The 17,510-nt window shown below is 64.4% G+C and carries 17 protein-coding genes and 2 pseudogenes; 10 read left to right on the top strand and 9 right to left on the bottom strand.

What is annotated here, in order from left to right; genetic code table 11:
- Nucleotides 1-287: 287 nt before the first annotated feature.
- The 3 genes from ACIQWR_RS40960 to ACIQWR_RS40950 all read right to left on the bottom strand — a co-directional run bounded on the left by ACIQWR_RS40960 (nucleotide 288) and on the right by ACIQWR_RS40950 (nucleotide 2,248).
- Nucleotides 288-731 (bottom strand): hypothetical protein, encoded by a 444-nt coding sequence (locus tag ACIQWR_RS40960; protein ID WP_404021120.1) that lies wholly within the window; start codon nucleotides 729-731, stop codon nucleotides 288-290.
- A 355-nt stretch (nucleotides 732-1,086) separates the two neighbouring features.
- Complete coding sequence (locus ACIQWR_RS40955) at nucleotides 1,087-1,359, bottom strand: transposase (RefSeq protein ID WP_404021118.1); 273 nt, start codon at nucleotides 1,357-1,359, stop codon at nucleotides 1,087-1,089.
- Between the two features lies 1 nt (nucleotide 1,360).
- Complete coding sequence (locus tag ACIQWR_RS40950) at nucleotides 1,361-2,248, bottom strand: phosphatidylinositol mannoside acyltransferase (RefSeq protein ID WP_404021115.1); 888 nt, start codon at nucleotides 2,246-2,248, stop codon at nucleotides 1,361-1,363.
- Between the two features lie 1,384 nt (nucleotides 2,249-3,632).
- On the opposite strand from ACIQWR_RS40950, the gene ACIQWR_RS40945 reads away from it, so the two are divergent.
- The 8 genes and pseudogenes from ACIQWR_RS40945 to ACIQWR_RS40910 all read left to right on the top strand — a co-directional run bounded on the left by ACIQWR_RS40945 (nucleotide 3,633) and on the right by ACIQWR_RS40910 (nucleotide 10,223).
- Nucleotides 3,633-4,502 (top strand): glycosyltransferase family 2 protein, encoded by an 870-nt coding sequence (locus tag ACIQWR_RS40945; protein WP_404021125.1) that lies wholly within the window; start codon nucleotides 3,633-3,635, stop codon nucleotides 4,500-4,502.
- A complete protein-coding gene (locus tag ACIQWR_RS40940) occupies nucleotides 4,492-7,158 on the top strand; it encodes an ATP-binding cassette domain-containing protein (RefSeq protein WP_404021113.1) in 2,667 nt (888 codons plus the stop codon). The genes ACIQWR_RS40945 and ACIQWR_RS40940 overlap by 11 nt, the downstream gene beginning before the upstream one ends.
- Entirely contained in the window at nucleotides 7,155-7,904 is a 750-nt protein-coding gene (locus ACIQWR_RS40935; RefSeq protein WP_404021111.1) for an ABC transporter permease, read from the top strand. Before ACIQWR_RS40940 ends, ACIQWR_RS40935 begins: the two co-directional genes overlap by 4 nt.
- A 10-nt stretch (nucleotides 7,905-7,914) precedes the next feature.
- Entirely contained in the window at nucleotides 7,915-8,259 is a 345-nt protein-coding gene (locus ACIQWR_RS40930) for a helix-turn-helix domain-containing protein (protein ID WP_404021108.1), read from the top strand.
- Nucleotides 8,260-8,347: 88 nt separating this feature from the next.
- Nucleotides 8,348-8,743, top strand: coding sequence for a transposase family protein (locus tag ACIQWR_RS40925; protein ID WP_404021105.1), 396 nt, complete (start codon nucleotides 8,348-8,350; stop codon nucleotides 8,741-8,743).
- A 64-nt stretch (nucleotides 8,744-8,807) separates the two neighbouring features.
- Nucleotides 8,808-9,137 carry a transposase gene (locus ACIQWR_RS40920; RefSeq protein WP_404021102.1) on the top strand — a complete coding sequence of 110 codons (330 nt, stop codon included), beginning with the start codon at nucleotides 8,808-8,810 and terminating at the stop codon, nucleotides 9,135-9,137.
- A 287-nt stretch (nucleotides 9,138-9,424) separates the two neighbouring features.
- Nucleotides 9,425-9,952: pseudogene (locus ACIQWR_RS40915) on the top strand (DDE-type integrase/transposase/recombinase); the annotation flags it as partial.
- Nucleotides 9,953-10,019: 67 nt separating this feature from the next.
- Entirely contained in the window at nucleotides 10,020-10,223 is a 204-nt protein-coding gene (locus tag ACIQWR_RS40910) for an integrase core domain-containing protein (protein WP_404021123.1), read from the top strand.
- 225 nt (nucleotides 10,224-10,448) lie between these two features.
- On the opposite strand, the gene ACIQWR_RS40905 is transcribed toward ACIQWR_RS40910, so the two are convergent.
- Nucleotides 10,449-10,931 carry a hypothetical protein gene (locus ACIQWR_RS40905; protein WP_404021099.1) on the bottom strand — a complete coding sequence of 161 codons (483 nt, stop codon included), beginning with the start codon at nucleotides 10,929-10,931 and terminating at the stop codon, nucleotides 10,449-10,451.
- Nucleotides 10,932-11,007: 76 nt separating this feature from the next.
- Here ACIQWR_RS40905 and ACIQWR_RS40900 point away from each other — a divergent pair, with 76 nt between their 5' ends.
- The gene (locus ACIQWR_RS40900; protein ID WP_404021096.1) at nucleotides 11,008-11,775 is read left to right on the top strand and encodes a transposase; all 768 of its coding nucleotides are present in this window, start codon (nucleotides 11,008-11,010) and stop codon (nucleotides 11,773-11,775) included.
- A 447-nt stretch (nucleotides 11,776-12,222) separates the two neighbouring features.
- Nucleotides 12,223-12,508, top strand: a pseudogene (locus ACIQWR_RS40895) (HNH endonuclease); the annotation flags it as partial.
- A 129-nt stretch (nucleotides 12,509-12,637) separates the two neighbouring features.
- On the opposite strand, the gene ACIQWR_RS40890 reads toward ACIQWR_RS40895, so the two are convergent.
- The 5 genes from ACIQWR_RS40890 to ACIQWR_RS40870 form a co-directional block, all read right to left on the bottom strand.
- Nucleotides 12,638-12,958: a hypothetical protein gene (locus tag ACIQWR_RS40890; RefSeq protein ID WP_404021093.1), complete on the bottom strand. Its 321-nt coding sequence runs from the start codon at nucleotides 12,956-12,958 to the stop codon at nucleotides 12,638-12,640.
- A 251-nt stretch (nucleotides 12,959-13,209) separates the two neighbouring features.
- The gene (locus tag ACIQWR_RS40885) at nucleotides 13,210-13,638 is read right to left on the bottom strand and encodes a phage tail protein (RefSeq protein WP_404021090.1); all 429 of its coding nucleotides are present in this window, start codon (nucleotides 13,636-13,638) and stop codon (nucleotides 13,210-13,212) included.
- Between the two features lie 140 nt (nucleotides 13,639-13,778).
- A complete protein-coding gene (locus ACIQWR_RS40880) occupies nucleotides 13,779-14,324 on the bottom strand; it encodes a hypothetical protein (RefSeq protein WP_404021087.1) in 546 nt (181 codons plus the stop codon).
- A complete protein-coding gene (locus tag ACIQWR_RS40875) occupies nucleotides 14,321-16,780 on the bottom strand; it encodes a tyrosine-type recombinase/integrase (RefSeq protein ID WP_404021084.1) in 2,460 nt (819 codons plus the stop codon). The genes ACIQWR_RS40880 and ACIQWR_RS40875 overlap by 4 nt, the downstream gene beginning before the upstream one ends.
- Nucleotides 16,777-17,403, bottom strand: a complete 627-nt coding sequence (locus tag ACIQWR_RS40870) for a tyrosine-type recombinase/integrase (protein ID WP_404021081.1) — start codon at nucleotides 17,401-17,403, stop codon at nucleotides 16,777-16,779. The genes ACIQWR_RS40875 and ACIQWR_RS40870 overlap by 4 nt, the downstream gene beginning before the upstream one ends.
- Between the last annotated feature and the right edge of the window lie 107 nt (nucleotides 17,404-17,510).

The following is a 17,510-nucleotide window of genomic DNA, read 5'->3' as shown; positions in this document are numbered from 1 at the left end:
TGGTTCAGGGCGACTTGGGAAGGTCACCCCGTTCAACCGGAGCTTCGTTGCGTGCGTGACGGGCCCGACCAAGCGGCTCTGGCCTACGGACTCACACGATCACCATGACTTTGAAACGGCCCTGAGCCACACCCCATCAACGAGCCAGGCAACTCAACAGTTCCGTCTCAATATCAGCCCGTCACAGCGTTCCCCAATCACTTTCCGTCACCACCGGATGTGATATAGAGCCCCCAGCAGTAACGGCCCGCCGGAAGAAACCGACGGGCCGTTACCGAGGATCAAGTTTAGATCCGGCTGAGCTGGAATGTGGCGCCCTTGTCTTCCAGGATGCCGATAATGCTGGTAACGCGGGTGCCGAGTGTGCACTTTACGTTCGTGCTCTTGGCGAGACCCCAGCCTGTCCAGAAGTAGACTGTTCCTCGGCCGCCGCTGTCACCTTCAACCCCAAGGTTCGAGGTTACGGACTTGTAGTCGGAAGGGCCATTATTGATCTCAGCTCGAACCGCAGATCCGTGGAGCAGCGCCTGCGTGAGAGTCATAGGCTTCTCCACGCCGTTCCTGTTAACGGTACCGGCGAATGAAGCCGCCATCAAGCCATTGCTGATGTAGTCGCTGAGCTGTCCGCCACAGGTACTGGGGGCCTGGGCATGCGCAGGTGCAACGGCTACTGCAGGCAGGGCGGCCGCCAACATGAAAGCGGCAGCACCCAGGAATTTTCGAGAAGCCACACTTGCTCCATTCGTTTCGTCGCTGGCCTCTGGATCGCGGCACAGACTCTTGGGTGGGGGGGCCACCAGATTGGATGATCTTCAATCAGGCAGTCTCATTTGATGGGTTATCATAAACATTCCCGTGCCCGTCTCACTGAATAGGCTCGACTGGGCATTCGAGTGACACTCGCTCTGGGTCGTGCAGTTGTACTGGCCCTGCGGGCGCTGTCACCTTGTTCGGCGACTTGAGATGTGAGGCTGACCCTGTGGAGTGGACACCCTGACAATGGATCTTGATGGTCCAGGGAGGGATGTCCAGGTGGGACGCAGGCAGGGACTTTTCAAAGTCGCGGTGGTCACGTAGACGGCCTGGTCAGGGGATGTTGAGGAGGTCCAGTGGCCGGTTGAAGGGGTTGCAGGAGACGTGGCGGAGGCCGGCAGCGATGTTGCGGTGACCGTGCTGCCGGAGCGTATTGATCGCCAGGTTGCGCAGGGTGGCCATGTTCTCGGGCCCGTGGCCGGTTCGGATCCTCGAGGCGTCCTCGCCGTAGGTGGTGTCTCGGACGTAGTGGAGCCGGTTCTCGATGGTCCACTGCGACCTGGCGAGCCGGCTGAGCCCCTGGGGTGAGGCTTGTTGCGAGGTCACATCAATGTGTCCAGAGGCGTTGGAGCATGTGCCAGTCCTGCGGATGCTGTGCAATACCTGCGGCGAAGTGATCAGCCATTGCCTGGGTTACTTTGCGCACGGCTTGGCCCGGCGAGTGGCCGGATGTCTCCAGCGGCGGAAAGACACGCCCCCGCATCACCGGGCCATCGTCGTACCAGAGCATGACAGGTAACAGGAGTGCCCCCGTCCGCTGGGCCAGGACGGCAGGCCCAGTCGGCATGCGCGCGGGAGAGCCGAAGAATTCCACCTCTACTCCAGAAGAGGATAGGTCTCGGTCAGCGAGCAGGATCACCAGACCCGCCTGGCGCAGCCGCCTCAAAAGGGTCGGAAAAGTCGAGGGACAGTCGTGCGGAAGTACCTCCATACCGAGACTGGTGCGGTGGGCGATGAAGCGATTGAAGAGGAAATCTGGTTTCAGTCGCTCGGCCACCGTGGTGAACGGTACCCGCAGGTGTGTGGCGACCCACGCGCCTGCAAGATCCCAGTTTGCGGTGTGGGGCAGCACCAAAACCACCCCACGACCAGCGGCCAGCGCGTCGGTGAGATGGTGCAAGCCCTCAGGAGCGAAGCTGTCACGGATACGTTTTCTACTCCACCCAGACAGCCGCAAGGCCTCTGTCCAGTAGCGCGCATAGGAGCGTACTGCCGCGCGTGTCACGGGCTCAAGCAGTTCCGGACCGACTGTGGTGACTTGGGCCAGGTTCGCTTTAAGCCGGCGCACACCCGGGCCATTGCGTCGATGAACCAGGTCCGCGGCTGAGTGCCCTAGCCATGAGACGGCGGATTCCGGCAGTCGGGTCGCCAAGGTCCAGCCCGTCGCCCACATAAGGGCTGCTAGTCGTTCCCGGTTCAGCCAGCGGCTCACCATGCCAAGCACCCGTTCTGGCCGCCAGGACATTCCAGCATGGCGCCGGAGGTAAACGTGTGAGCTTCCAGCACTGGCAGCCATGAGGAGAGGCTGTCGAGACCAGCGATGCTGAGCGGAAGAGACAGCTGGGCGGGCTCATGGCGGAGGCAGAACTCTCTTACGGCCAGAGCCTGCGGATAGCACACCTTGATCCTTGACTTACCGGCTTTCACCGTCATCGGAAGGACACCCGCCCGCCATGTTCCTCTTCCCGGGGCCATACGGGTCCACTCAGAACACTGTCCTGCGTACCCCAACAGAGGCATCCACCACCCCAAGCCTGTAAGGCTACTCGGCTCCCATCCTCCGCGTGCGGCCAGCAGCCGACCCAAGTCGGCGAGAATAGCGTTCCTGGCCCTGGGGGTGAGGTGTCTTCCGCCGCGATCAGTACGATTCATGGCACACAAGTCTGGCACTGGGCAGTTGTTCCGGCTTGGGAACACACCGTACGGTGGCACGCGTATCTCTAGACGTTGGTATCTCCCCAGTCCTAAAAGGTGGCCGAGCAGTTAAACCTCTCCTCACACATAGGGATCTCGCGGGTGAGTACGGGCGGGTGTTGACGGTGGCTTCTCGGGCGGGTGCTCCCACTAGGCCAGCCGCTATCTGGGGCACCCGAGGCCACGGTGCTGAGGAGATACGCCTCAGCCCGCAGGGTCCCCGCCTCGATGCGGGACTGTAGGAGCCGTCTACTGGACAGACCCGCCCCATAGCGTGGGGTGGTCCGGGTCGGTGCGGGACGAACCCAGTCGGCGCGCCTGCTCAGAATCGGGCTACCCGCAGCCTACCTTCTGCCGTAGCACCCGCCTGCGACGGAATTCGAAAGATGTTTCCATATTCTCATTTTTTTGATATTGCAGGAGGCGGGCTCTATTCGCCCGCAGTCGGCGACGACGCTTGCAGGAACTCGCCTGATGAACCTGAAGTGCGTCGCTGTGCCGCCGGACGTGTTCACTGAGTGAAGCTCTTAAGTGAGTTACCTCTTTTGCGTTTTCGCCTCTTCGAGTGGTGTTTACTTTTCCAAGTTGACCTTCATTCAGCTCTCGAGTCTCGACCGGAGGGCTGGCCGAAAAGGTCAGCTGCCTGACATGAAGCGTCGAATTTTCCCACCGAAGCGCTAAACTGTTTAATCTCACGATCGGGGAGTGTGTTGGCAGCCTGTGTCCAATAATTCGGGTCTCTGACCATTCCCCTCCGCGGCCGGGGATGGCATTCGATGCGTTCTATGATCTGGACTGCTGGCCGGGAGCTTAAAAGCGGAGCACTGAGGCTGCGTGGCGGACACACGAATACATAACAGAGATATTGAAGCACGACGGGAGTCGCTGTGAAGATCGTTGGTTGTATGCTCGTACGTAACGAGGAGTGGGTGTTGCGATGTTCGCTCCGAGCAGCACTTGAGTGGTGTGATGCAGTCGTTATTATCGACCACGCTTCCAGCGATCGCACAAGGATGATCCTGGAGGAGATCGGCGCTGGGGAGCCTGCCGGGCGAGTAGTGATCAGGTCCTGGCCTGACTCATCGCGCTGGGACGAGATGGCGCAGCGGCAACTCCTTCTGGAACTTGCAAGGGAAGCTGGCGCGACGCATCTCGCACTCGTGGACGCGGACGAGGTGCTGACCGCTAATTTCTTGCCCCATGTCCGCAAGTGGATCGCTGCACTCACTCCCGGGCAGATCCTTGACGTTCCTTTGGTGCCGGTCTGGCAGGACCTCGACCACTACCGCGACGATGGCTCCGAATGGTGCCGTCAGTTCGTGACGATCGCGGTCGCTGACTGCGATGGAATCTACTGGGCGCCTGAGGAGGCGGACGGCTACCAGCATCATTGCCGGGCTCCCCGAAACGCCGGGGACGGATTCGTTCCGACCTCGTCGCTGAGCTCGTTGTCAGGGGGCATGATGCACCTGCAATGGGCCGCCCGAGAAAGGCTGTTGTGGAAGCATAGGTCCTACAAGCTCTTCGAGCGGTTGCGTTGGCCGGACCGGCAGACGGTCGCCGAACTGGATGCCAAGTACTCGCGCGCGCTGGACGAGACTGGCATGGCCCTCTCCAGAGTCCCGTCTGATTGGTGGGGCGGCTACCGCCGTGATCTGATCAATCCCGCCCACGAGACTTGGTATGTTGACGAGTGTGAAAGGCTGTGGCAAGAACACGGATCGGACACATTCGTCGGCCTGAACCTGTGGGGTTGGCCGGCTGATGCTCGTTGAAGACGACCGGTGGCTTTGGCGCCACCGGGTTGCTGTCGTGCTGTGTATCTTCCCCGCTGGGGCCTGGTTGTTGTGGCTACTCTCTCATTGCGCCGAACCCCTCGCATGGCTGGCAGCCGTCATCGTGCTCAGTAGCACGGTGATTCCCCTCAGAGGCATGCTGCATAGCTGGGCGCGGTTGTGCCTCGCCAGCACTACAGAGGCCGGTGCGTTGCTTCTCTGGGTGCTGATCGAGCAGCTCGCCGACGGGGCGACCGGCTTCGGATGGGCGACGATCTCAGGTTTGGCGCTGATCGTTGTCTTGGCAGTCGGCTCGGTATTCGATCTACTGATGGCGATCGGGCGACGTACTGTCGAACCCCGTGCGGGGAAGGCCCGCGACCTGGCGGTCTGGCCTGGGATTTGTGTCCAGGTCCCGGCACACAACGAACCGCCAGAGCTCTTGATCTCCACTCTCCGGCAGCTCCTGCTACAGGACTATCCCGGCCGTTGGATGATCCAGGTGATCGACAACAATACACCTTCTCCCCGTACTTGGAAGCCTGTGAAAGACTTCTGTGAAGGGCACGAGGGCGCCATTGACTTCATCCACCTGGAAAATTGGCCGGGGCATAAGGCTGGTGCGCTCAACGAGGGCATCCGGCAGCTGCCGAATTGGGTCGAGCACATCGCCGTAGTCGATGCCGACTATCTCGTTGAGCCTGGCTTCCTCAGGCTTGCCGCAAAGCACCTTGCCTCGCCCGATGTTGCCTTCGTGCAGGTCCCGCAGCACTATCGGCAGTGGCAAGAATCCAGCCTCCATGAGGGTGTCTTCCACATGTATGAGCAATACTATGCGGCGATCGTCCCAGCCCGAGCTCAGGCCAACGGGCTGATCTGTGTGGGCACTATGGCCGTTCTGCGCCGCCGTGCGGTCGAAGAAGCCGGTCTGTGGAATGAAGAGTCCGTTACTGAGGATGCCGAGCTCTCACTTCGGCTGTTGGCCCGTGGCTGGCGTGGCCTCATCGACCCAATGGTCATGGGCACCGGCCTCATGCCGTTCGATTTCGCGGCGTTGCGCCAGCAGAGATTTCGCTGGGCTTTCGGCATGATCCACGTTCTGCGAGTACACCGCCGCGCTTTCCTGTATCCAAGTAAGGAAAATCGCTCTCTCTCCATGGTCCAGCGACTTTCGTATGTCGGCCTAGCCTTGCAGTACCTAAGCGAGCTGATCCCGCTTGCCGGTTTTGCCCTCACCGCCCTGGCCCTGGCGTACCCTCCTGCCATGCCGCCGCCCGTGGGATCGGTCCTTCTCTTCAGTCTTTGTCTGTACGTCTGGGCAGCGACGATTCGTATGACGCTCGCTGTCCGCGGTAGCAAGCGTCATGCCATTTGTGCGATCCTCGGAGGCCTGGCGGTCCATTGGGCGCAGTCATGGACGATGAGCCAGGCGTGCCTGAGTGCCCTTGTCCACCGGCGTGCGGTATTTCTGCGTACCCCAAAGACATCAAGTCGTTGCAACGTAGCAGAGGCGTTGAAAGCCTCACGCACGGAGTCAGGTCTCGCCCTCACCGCTGGCGGTCTCGCAATCTGGGCCGCCATGGAGCAAGCTCCTCTGGCTGCTGTGACCACTGGGTTGGCAGCCATTGTCTATGGATGCGCTCCAGTTGTCTCGCTCGCCTACCAGCGTTGCGCCATGATCACTTCAGCACCAGTAATCGCCCTCGAACTTTCAGGCACCAAACTCACCACGTTAGCATCGAACTACACAGGGGACAAAGTAGTAGTTGTAACAGACTTGTGTCACCGTTTTGGCGATAGAGAAGTACTTCACGGGATCTCGTTTACTGTTAACAGGGGGGAGTTCTTCGGAATTCTCGGCCCCAATGGCGCTGGCAAGACCACCACTCTGGAAATCCTCCAGGGCATGCACCGTCCCTCCGGTGGCGCAATCCAAGTCCTCGGAAGAGACACCTGGCCGCGCAATCCGGCCCTCCTTCGCCAGATTGGTGTACAGCTCCAGTCTTCGGCCTTCTTTGACCACCTGACGGCTCGCGAGCAGCTAGAGACTTTCGCGGCCTTGCACCGTGTTCCCCGAGCGCGCGCGGACCAGACGCTGGAACTCGTCGGTCTCGCCGGGCAGGCAGGAATCCGAGAGTCTAGGCTCTCGGGCGGCCAGCGCCAGCGACTAGCCATCGCCTGTGCCCTTATTCACGCCCCTGATCTGCTATTTCTCGACGAACCTACCGCCGCCCTCGACCCAGAAGCACGCCGTATGCTCTGGAACCTTCTTGGAAATGTCCAAGCACGGGGCACCACCATCGTCTACACCACCCACCACCTCGACGAAGCCGAGCTTCTATGCGATCGGGTGGCGGTCATGGACCAGGGAAGGATCCTGGATATCGCCGATCCCCACGAGCTAATCCGGAGCCATGGCGGACCCACCCGGGTTTCTCTCAATGTCTCGGATCTTCCACTCAATCAGGCTGAATTCCTCACGGCAGCCGATGCCGTCCGCATCAACGGGACAGCCCTGACCATCACCACTCGGAAACCAAACTTGCTCCTCGCAGAGCTAGCAGAGCACACCGACCTCCACTCGGTTCGTGTTCACAGCCCCACCCTCGAAGGAGCCTACCTCGCCTTGACAAGTAAAAAGAGAACAGCACCGTGACCGCCTTCGGCGCTCTCTCCGCCGCCATGCTCAAGGGATTCGTCCGAGACCGGATCACCCTGCTTTTCACCTTCCTATTTCCCCTGATGTTCATCGTGACTTTCGGTCTGCTGCATGATGGCCCTCGCCACCATGATGGTTCCAGCAGTATTTCGCGCATGATCCCAATGCTGACGTGGGCCATCGCTGGCACGGGCGTCTTTGGAATGAGCATGACTGTCGTCTCCTGGCGTAAGCGTCATCTCCTGCGCCGCATCCGCCTCGCCCCTGTGACCGTGGCTTCTGTACTCCTGGCTCGGCTTACCACCAACCTGTTTGTCACCCTGGCTCAGACTGCCTCCTTTCTCGCCGTTGTCCTTATGCCAACCTTCGGCGTACGAATCAGCGCCCGCTGGTGGCTCGGCCTGCCCATCATTCTCATGGGCGCGATCGCCTTCTCGGGCATGGGACTCCTCGTCGGCGCCGTATGTCAGAGCGAAGAAGCAGCTTCCGCCCTGGCAAATTTTCTCGTCATGCCTATGGCCCTGATTTCCGGCACCTTTTTCGACCTAGACCAGGCCCCGGCATGGCTCCGCCGAATCGCTGATCAAACGCCGATTCACCACTTGAACACGGCACTGATGAACGTACTCACTGACACCCGAAATCTCGCTGGTCTCACTGGATCGCTCACTGCGCTCGCCTGCTTTACAGTCATGACCGCTGGGGCAGCCCTACGTTCGTTTCAGTGGGACACTGACTACTGATCTTCGGTGGGTGTGGTGGCCGTGTGGGTGGGAGGCTTTGGGGGTGGCTTATCAACCTTCTTCTTCGGCTGTCGGCTCATCCCTTCCTCCTTTGTCGCGGCCTCAGTTGGCGGAGGCGTGTCGTGTTCGTGCGGTCGAGTTGTTCGAGGAAGGTGTCTCGAGTGCGGAGATCGCGCGGGCGGTGGGGGTGTATGCCGAGAGTGTGCGACGATGGCGGCGGGCGTGGGAGAAAGGTGACACTTCGGCTCTGCGGCGGCGTGCGGCCCCCGGCCAAGCTGGACGACGCCCAGGTCGAGAGAATCCGGGCCGCTTTGCTGCGAGGAGCCCAGGCTCATGGGTTCGAGGCCAGGGCTGATTCATAGTCCTGATGGCCTGGAGAACCTGCTGGTCACAGGGATGTGACGAACCTTCAGCGCAGCATTGGCGCATGCACCGGAGCTCTGATGATCAAGGTGACCTCTCCAAGTCGCCTGATCATTGGAGCTTCGATGTGCCGTCAGTCTGACATCATCTGTCTGTTCAAGTCGCCGGCGTGTGAACTGCGTGAGCTTCCCGGTGCGGCGGCGCGGCTGGCTGCTCTGCCGGATCCACGCGCCCGGCGGGGTCGGCTTCACAGCCTCGTCTCGGTGCTTTTGACCGCCGCGTGCGCGGTCCTGGCGGGCGCCCGCTCCTACGCCGCGATCGGGCAGTGGACCCGCCACGCACCCCAGAACACCCTGGCCCGCCTGGGGTTTCATCCGCGCAGCCCCCTCGGGGTCCGCCGTGCCGCATCACCTTCGACCGTGCGCCAGGTGGCTGTCGGCGTACAAGTGAACGTGGCCCTGGCAAGATTTCCGTGAAACCGGGATGTGGGACCCTGCACCGGTGACGCTCCGTCACGGGTATTGGCGTCGGAGTAGAGCCATGAGGATGACGCGGTGGCGGAGGAGTGGGACGTTTCGTGAGGGTGCTGTACGCATCGTGATCGAGACGGGCAGGCCGATCCCGGAGGTCGCCGAGGAACTCGGTGTGCACTCCGGCACGCTGCACAGCTGGGTGTCGCGGTGGCGGCGCAACGGGTCGGCGTCGTCCGACCGGCCGGCCGAGCCCGTGCTGGGCGGCCGGATGCGTGAGGCCGAGCGTGCCGAGCTGGAGCGGTTGCGGCGGGAGATGTCGGAGAAGAACAAGCGGATACGTGAGCTGGAGATGGAGCGTGATGTCCTCAAGCGATGCATGGTCCTCTGGGTGAAGTGACCGGGGGCCTTCCCCCAAGAAGGTGGGCACGCGGTTATTGATCACGCGGCGGGTGAGTCTAGCGGCGTGGTGTCGGCGTTCGTATGCGTCCGGGCTGAGGTGGCCGTTGGCGGAGTGCCTGCGGCGGGTGTTGTAGCGGGTCAGCCAGGAGAAGACGGTCCGGCGACAGGTATCGGCATCGCCGTAGTCGGGGTCTCCTTGGAGGGTTTCGCGTTTCAGTGAAGCTTCCCCTTGATCGTGGACACCTGGAGACTGGGATCTTGAGGTTCCAGAGGAAGTAGCACCAGGTGGGAAGCAAGTACACGAAGCGGTACACCGAGGAGTTCAAACGGGACGCGATCGCGCTCGTCGATTCTTCGGGCAAGACGGTCACCGCTGTCGCCCGGGAACTCGGTGTCAGCTCCGAGTCCCTGCGCGGCTGGTACCGCCGGGCGAAGGCGGACCGGGGCGAGAGCCAGTCCGGTGAGCTGACCAGCGCCCGCGTCGCCCGCGTGATGCGTGAACGCGACATCCGCGGCGTCACCCGGCGCAGGCGGCGTTCGCTGACCCGGCCTGATGCGAAGGCGAAGCCGGCCCCGGACCTGATCGGCCGCGACTTCCACGCCGACCGGCCCGGCACCCAGCTGGTCGGCGACATCACCTACCTGCCCACCGCCGAGGGCTGGCTCTACCTCGCCTGCTGGCTGGACCTGGCCACCCGCGAGGTCGTCGGCTATGCCATGGCCGACCACCACCGCGCCGAGCTCGTCGTCGACGCCCTCGACATGGCCCACGGCCGGGGCGGACTCGAGCCCGGCTGCGTGATCCACAGCGATCGCGGCCGCCCAATACACGTCGTCCGCGTTCGCGCAGGTCTGCGACCGGTACGGCATCCGCAGGAGCATGGGCAAGGTCGGCTCGAGCTACGACAACGCCCTCGCCGAGAGTTTCTGGCAGGGGCTGAAAAGGGAGATGATGCACCAGAGGCTGTTCTCGACGATGCCACAGGCGAGGCTGGAGATCTTCCAGTGGCTCACCTACTACAACGCCCGCCGGCGCCACAGTGCGCTGGGTTACCTCTTGTCAACGGCGTCCCGGAGGCGTTGAAATGCAGGAAAACCAGGTGCCCCACAGCAGTGGGAAGACTGCCCAGCGCCTCACGCAGACGCGGAATCACCACACCGTGAACAGCATCAGTAGATAAGAGGCCCACAGAACATTCCTCCTGTTGCAAGTCCAGCGACCGCTAGCAGGGGCTTCATCCAGAATCGCGCCGAACGATTGCCGTCCTAAGGCCTGTCCCGTAACTGGTCAGGAAGAGCAACGATCCGGTCACTTGGTCGATTGCCGCAGGGTTTCCCGCCACTCGTCCCTCACCTCGCGGGACTCATCCAGGGCAGGATCTCGGCTTCCGTCTGGCGCATAGGCCGCAGAACGGTCGGCGCGGAGCGGCATATGGGCGCAGTACCAGGCCCGCTCGGCGCCTGCCTGCTCGGCGTCCGTACCGGTCCGAAGGTAGTCGAGCAGTGCGGTCATGACCCGGCGACGGCCGAAGGCGTAGACCGCTGGTTCGACGAACCAGCGGCAGAAGCTGGGGTCCGGATCGTAGACGGCTGCGGCCATCAGCGGGACGAAGAACTCTTCGGGCAGGTGGGCGCGTTCGAGCAGTGGCTTGCGCAATGCGTGGGCGAGGTGCCGTGCGCGGCGTGCTTCCGGCACGTCGGCCGCATCCCCGAGACCCATCAGTCGCGTCATCTCGGTGGCGCACGACAGGAATGTGCGTACCGCTGTCTCGTTGTGTTCTTGGTCCGCCATGGCGACATTCTGGACCGACTCAGGCCAAGAGGGTACGGGACGGTGGTTGCTTCTCATCAAGTGAAACGATCATGTGGTGGCTGGTGTGATCACGGCGTCGGAGCCGTCCTGGATAGTCCCGTTCACCGGGCTGAGCCCGCGTCTGTTCGGGAAGCTGGTGACGGTTCTGCGGCGCGAGGGTGCGGACGCAGTCCGCAGGGGCCGACCGTGGAGTCTACCGCTGGAGGACCGAACCCTGCTGGTCACGGCCTACTGGCGGACCAACCTGACGATGCGCCAGCTAGCCCCGCTGTTCGGGGTGTCCAAGTCGGCGGCGGACCGGATCATCGGTCATCTCGGCCCCCTGCTCGCACTCCAGCCCCGCAAGCGGTTCGCGAAGGACACCGTGCTGATCGTGGACGGCACCCTGGTTCCCACTCGCGATCACGCTGTCGGCGAGCAGTCGAAGAACTATCGGTACTCGACCAACCACCAGGTCGTCATCGACGCCGACACCCGCCTCGTCGTTGTGGTCGGCCGGCCCCTGCCCGGCAACCGCAACGACTGCAAGGCCTGGGAGGAGTCCGGCGCGAAGGCCGCCGTCGGCACGACGATGACGATCGCCGACGGCGGCTATCCGGGCACCGGGCTCGTGATGCCTCACCGGCGACGCAGGGGTGAGGAGTTGCCAGACTGGAAGCAGGTCCACAACAAGTCCCACAAGCAGGTCCGCGCCCGTGTCGAGCACGTCTTCGCCCGCATGAAGAACTGGAAGATTCTCCGTGACTGCCGCCTGAAGGGAGACGGAGTCCACCACGCCATGCTCGGCATCGCACGGATGCACAACATCGCCCTCGCCGGATAGACCACCCGCCGGACAGCAGTCCTCATGCCCGAAGCCACTGAGCGATTATTTACGGGACAGCCCTTAGGCCCGCCGGCGCGCCTGAACATGCAGGAGAGCGCTGCGGGGCCTGATCACAAGAGGACGGACTGGCCTGGGCATTGCGGCCCCGAGCGGCGTCGGATGCCGACGGGCTTGGATTGCTGTATGCACCACTATCCGGTCCGTGCGAGGGGCGCAGGCAGGGCACCACTCCCGGCTCGCGAAGCACACCCCGCAGCGGCAAGGCTCCTTCCCCGCCCCGGCGTACGCCCAGGGCATGCCGCCGTGCATCTGGGGGCGCGGGAATGGCGTCGCCGCGCCGCAGGTCACCAGCGGGCACCTGCGTGGACTACACCGGGTCTCCCTGCCGATGTTCCTTGAGCCGTAGGCAGGAATACCGCTTGGTTCGAATGACGCTCCCCGCCAGCTGGAGCAGCCGCCTGGGACGGCTTCACGGCGGGAGGCGTACGCGAACGACCAGCAGCAGGCATGCTCCCTGGTCGCCGTCACCGCCCGCTCGAACCGGCAAAAGGCGGACCAGGAACCGTTCGAGTGGCTGCCGCCAGCCTCGGTTGCCCTGTGCCGGTACCCCTCGGAGTGGACGGCCACCAAGCTCCGCTGGCAGCTCGCCGTCGACCAGGCCGAGCAGGACCGCCTCTTCGACATCTCCGCCGGCTGCAGCGGCAACACAGTCAGCTACACACCCGCTCCGTGGAGCACGCCCCACCGAGTGCAACACTCCTACCGGAAAGGCCCCACCTCGAAGGTAACTTTGCAGGTCACGGGGTGCAGCATAGTCGCTGTTGCACCCTGCGTTGCAGAGGCGTGTTGCAGTCACCGCTCAGGCAGTAGGTCCCCAGCTGCCCAGGAAATCGGCCAGGGCACGGCGCTGCTCCTCTTCCCGGGTGACCTGCCGAGCGAGGACGTCTCGGTCGATGTACGGATCTACGGCGGCGAGGACCAGTCGCTGGAGTTCGTCCGGCTCCAGCGCCTCCACCTCCCACTGCACCGGGCGTTCGATGTCGAAGCCGTAGCGGCGGGCGAAGGCCGGCCACCTCGGGTCGCCGCTCTTGCCCTCGGTCGCCGGAAGCCCGTACGCGCGGACCTGCTCGTAGGTGAGCAGCACCCGGGTCACCGAGCTCCAGCACCCCGTGCGTTCCACCCAGTCCCGCTCGATGTCCTCGCCCGAGCAGTCGAAGTCGCCGACGATTCTCCGGGGCTTCCCGAGTGTGCGACTGGGGTTTTCGCAGCTCAGGAGCGATCTCGATCACTGTAGCGGGTGCAACAGGTGTGGTGCATGAGTCCAGGCGCGTCCCGCACCACCGCCTGGTGTTCCACAGCGAAATATCTGGGAACGGTCCGGCCGATCACGCGTCGCGTGATCGGCCGGACTATCGACGTGGTTCGCTGGACTCAGATCGGATCGCAGCTCACGAATTTGAGTTCGAGTGTCTCGTCGGCCTGGCCGGCAGTCAGATCCTGCGCGGACCAGGAAGTAGGACGCGCACCGGTGAGCTGGAACTTCTTCTCGGCGCCGTTCTGCGGGTTCACGTACACCAGCACGATGTCTTCGGCACTGTCTTCGATCTTGGTCGGATTCCGGGAGTCCATGATCCACTGGGTGAACGTGTCGCTCTTGTCCATGGCGCGCGTAAGCGTCAGGTTGCCGAAGGACGACGGCGCCCCCAGGACCAGGTCGGGAACCGGCTTCCCGTCCGGCGAGTTCTGCACCAGTTCGACGTACTCCTGGTCGATCGCCATGCCGGTGACACTCTTCAGCGTCTCCACCCGGCGTCCACCCAGCTCGATCTTCCACTGATGCTTGACGACGTTGTCTTCCACGCGCACTCCATCTCGATGCACTAAGCAATTCAATAGCTCTGTGATTATGCCTGGTTACGAACGGTCAAGGATGGCGCCTCTCGGCGAACCAGCTCTCACCCGACGCCCTGCCGTGTAGCGGCCGGGCGCCGGGCGACAGGTCAGTCGGCGTGCCGATTCAGCTGGGCCATCAGTTCGCGGTTGGCGCCGCGGGCGGCGGCCAGGTCGTCGTCGCGCTCCTGGAGCTTCAGCTCCAGGTCGATCAGTTGCTGTTCGAGCGTGGTGATCCGGGCCTTGAGCTGCTCGGAGTCGTCAGGTCCCCCGATGCCGGACTCGCGCCAGACCTGGTCGCCCAGCACTTCGCTGAGGCGCTGCTCGAGCCGACGGACCTGGGCGGCGATACGGGCCGTGCGGGCGTCGGCGGCCGCGAGGTCGGCCTTGAGCGAGGCACGGCTGACGGCCGGACCGTGGCCACCGAGCGTTGCGGCAGGTTCGGCGGCCTGAGCGTGGATCTGGGCGAGGAGGTCGCGGTGGCGGTAGAGGAAGGTGCGGTCGACGCCCGCGCGGCGGGCTATCGCGGCGACGCTGGTGTCCGTGCCGTTCTTCGCGGCTTCGGCGAGAGCCACCAGGACGCGTTGGCGGCGGCGTCCGGTGTCAGCACGCCGGCCTTCGAGCATGGCCTGGACGGTGGGCTGGGGGGCGGTCATGCGGGTCGCTCCACTCGGAGGTCGGGCAGGGGCTGGCGGATGCGGGGCATGCCGAGGAAGTTCTGCCGCATCTGGCGAACGGTCGCGGCGGCCTTCTGGATCTCGGTGCGTTCTGCCTCGGTGAGCGTCTCGACGTCGTCGGTGACGCGCTGGATCAGGGCGCGGATGCGGGTGATCTCCTCATCGGAGGGGGTGGCCTCGGCGCGGGCCCAGTCGTCGGCCTCGGCCATCGACTTCAGCTTCTCCCGCTGCCTCAGCAGATCATCGAGGTAGGTCCGCAGGTCGGGGAGATAGGAGACGTCGGTGGAGAAGTGGTCACAGCCCACGCAGCGGAAGCGCAGTGGGCAGGCTCCGCCGCCGGCGGCGACGTTGGTGGGCTCGGAGCAGGCGCCGAAGGGGACGACGACCGCGCCGATGGCCCGGCGTGTGCGTTCGGCGTCGAGGACGGTGGTGACCGTGCCCCAGATGCGCTTGCCCTGGCGGTCGAACTGCATCTTCCTGACGCGTTCGACCGCCTCGCGCAGGCGTACTTCCTTGACCCGGTAGTACGACCTGGTGGTCTCGTAGCTGTCGTGGTCCATGAGCTCGGCCAGGACGTCGATGGCGACACCGGCGTCAGCGTGGCGCTGGGCGAAGGAGTGCCGGTAGGCGTAGGGGAAGATCTTCTCCTTGTCGAAGACGGTGCCGTCGTCGAGGACGAAGTCGGGCAGGGACTCGACCCACTCGCGGTGCATGGCGCTGAGGTGGTTGGAGTCGATCGACCGCTCCCCGCGCAGGTTCAGGTTCTGGGTGGGCAGCAGGACCAGCTTCGACGGGGTCCGGTCGGGGAAGCGGGCGCGTACGCGTTTCTGCTGGGCGATGATCAGCTTCGCGGTCGGCTCGTGGATGGGCAGCTGGCGCCCGATCCGTTGTTCCTTCCAGTTGGTGTAGAGCAGCACCGGCTTGCCCTGCCCGTCCCGGGTGAGGCAGTTCAGCTCCAGGCGGCAGATCTCTTCGGGCCGGCGGCCCGTGTCCATCAGCAGCTCGACGCTGAGGCGCATCTCGTAGCAGGTCATCGCCTCGAAGGCGTCCAGATGGGTGCCGAGCTGGCGCAGCACCTCGGCGGGGAGGTCCTGGCCCTCCTCCGATGGTTCCGGTGGCTTGGGAACGTCGAGACGGTGGATGACGAAGTCGTCCGGCAGACCCGCCAGCGGCTCCCCGGGACGGGTCAGGCCCATGGCCCGGCCCGCCTTGAGCACGTTGCGGGCCTTGCTGATGTAGGCGATGCGCGTGAGCGTGCTCATCTCCTCGTTTGTCTCCAGGAACGACATCCTGTTCAGGAAGTTCTCGATGTCGGCGCGGGCCAGCGCGGCTTTGTCCAGGCCGCGGTCGGGCCGGGCGCGCAGGGTGTCCGAGAGCTTGACCAGGCCGTGAAGGTGCTGCTGCGCGTGCGAGGCCGCGCTCTTGGAGCGGACCTTGGAGAGGTAATCGCGGGCCCAGCGTTTGCCGCTCTCCCTCAGCCAGGGCTGGTGGATCTCGGTGAAGACGAGGTAGCCGCGGTGCCCGAAGGCCACCAGGTCCCACTCGTCCTTGGCGTACTCGCCCTCGGGTGTCTTCACCGCCCGGACCGCGTAGACGCGGGTCCGGTTCAGCAGGCGAAGGGCGTCACTGTTCGCGGCCGGATCAGGGACGTCTTCGAGGCGCGGGGCGAGCGAGGGCCGGATCGTCTTGTCGATCAGGGCGCGGAAGTTGCCGGCCTCGGTGCGGGCGCCGCGGTGGCAGCGGTGCTGGAGCCCGAACAGCAGCTGGGCAACGACCAGTTCGGGCAGGCCCCGAAAGCTGATCTCGATGCCGTAGCTCCCCGACGGCGCCGTCCGCAGCCACATCCCCTCATCGAATCCGGCCTTCCGGCGCAGGGCGGGCAGCGCCTTGCCGTGTGGATGGCACAAGCGCGTGCCGAACTCGCTGATGGCCTGGCGGTTGCATGCGAGTACCGAGCAGTCGCCCAGGCCGGGCAGGCCCTTGATGTCCGGGTCGGCGAGGAACTCCTCAAGGGTGCCTCCGTGCTTGATCATCTGCCATCGGTGGGCGCGGCATACCGGCTCCTTCCCCGAGTTGTTCCACGGGCGCTCGCAGCTGGAGACGCGGCAGGTCCCGGTCCCCATGTGCAGGTGCCGCGAGATGCGGGGGATCTTGACGAACTCCTTCGCCGGTATCCCGGACTTGCGGTGGCGTGAGTAGCACGTGCTGCACAGCTTCATGCCGCGCACCGGTGACTGACAGTTGGGCACGGGGCAGTGTCTGCCGCCCATAGTGGGGTGGCCCTCGGGCGTCATGACGCGGCGTTCGGCGTTCCAGCCGGCCTCGGTCAGGAAGTCCTCGCTGATCATCGACCACAGGAACGTCGTGAGCTCGGTGTCGGAGGCGTCGGGCTCAGGGGCCGGTCCGTCGACCACCGGCGTAAGGACAGGGGTCACCGGGCACCGTCCGTGAGCTCGCGCGGCGAGGGAACTGCGTTCACCGCGTCCCGCAGCCGGTCCGGCGCCGGCGTCAGATACGGCTCCGAGCTGGACAGCCGGGAATGGTCCAGCAGCGCGGCGATCTCGTCCTGGCCGCCGCCGGCGTCCGCAAGGTTGCTGCCCGCTGCGCGGCGCAGCATGCGCGGCGTGACGTTCCTGCTCAACCCGGCCCGCCTGGACAGCCGCCCGAACAACTCGGTGATGCTGTCCGCGGTCATCGGCGCGCCGAGCGGCTCGGCGAACAAGTTCACCAGCACGAAGTCGCTGTCCGGGCCGTGCGGCAACGCCATCCGCTCCATCACGTACTGGTCGTAGGCGAGCACCACCAGGTGGTCAACGGGCTTCCACCGGCCCGGCGCGGCCGTCGGCTGCCGCTTCGCCCAGGCGCCGTTGGCGTTGTCCCGCCGCAGCGTGTGCAGATGAGAGCCCTGTTTCGGGCAGCCGAGCGGTGTCGAGTCCGGCATGAAGTGCATGTCCTCGCGACGCAGGCCAGCTGCGCCTCCGGGACGCAGTCCGGCCCGGCCGAGCAGCAGCACGATGAACCGGTCCCGCGCGTTGCGGCAGGCCAGGAACAGCTCCACGATCTCGCGGTCCTGAGGTTCCCCCGAGATGCGGGAAGTGGTGGCAGGGGGTCAGATGGGTCTCGTGAGAGGAACCCGGACGATGTCCGCACCGAGGAAGTATCCGT

Source organism: Streptomyces sp. NPDC098789, assembly GCF_044759975.1.
GTDB lineage: Bacteria > Actinomycetota > Actinomycetes > Streptomycetales > Streptomycetaceae > Streptomyces.
This window is presented reverse-complemented; position numbering and strand designations above follow the sequence as displayed.

Bases quoted from the DNA above. Each gene is read 5' to 3' on its own strand.
- ACIQWR_RS40880 (WP_404021087.1), bottom strand. From the start codon at position 14,324: ATGACCGCCCCCCAGCCCACCGTCCAGGCCATGCTCGAAGGCCGGCGT.
- ACIQWR_RS40940 (WP_404021113.1), top strand. From the start codon at position 4,492: ATGCTCGTTGAAGACGACCGGTGGCTTTGGCGCCACCGGGTTGCTGTC.
- ACIQWR_RS40905 (WP_404021099.1), bottom strand. From the start codon at position 10,931: ATGGCGGACCAAGAACACAACGAGACAGCGGTACGCACATTCCTGTCG.
- ACIQWR_RS40910 (WP_404021123.1), top strand. From the start codon at position 10,020: ATGGGCAAGGTCGGCTCGAGCTACGACAACGCCCTCGCCGAGAGTTTC.
- ACIQWR_RS40920 (WP_404021102.1), top strand. From the start codon at position 8,808: ATGAGGATGACGCGGTGGCGGAGGAGTGGGACGTTTCGTGAGGGTGCT.
- ACIQWR_RS40950 (WP_404021115.1), bottom strand. From the start codon at position 2,248: ATGGTGAGCCGCTGGCTGAACCGGGAACGACTAGCAGCCCTTATGTGG.
- ACIQWR_RS40925 (WP_404021105.1), top strand. From the start codon at position 8,348: ATGATCAAGGTGACCTCTCCAAGTCGCCTGATCATTGGAGCTTCGATG.
- ACIQWR_RS40945 (WP_404021125.1), top strand. From the start codon at position 3,633: ATGCTCGTACGTAACGAGGAGTGGGTGTTGCGATGTTCGCTCCGAGCA.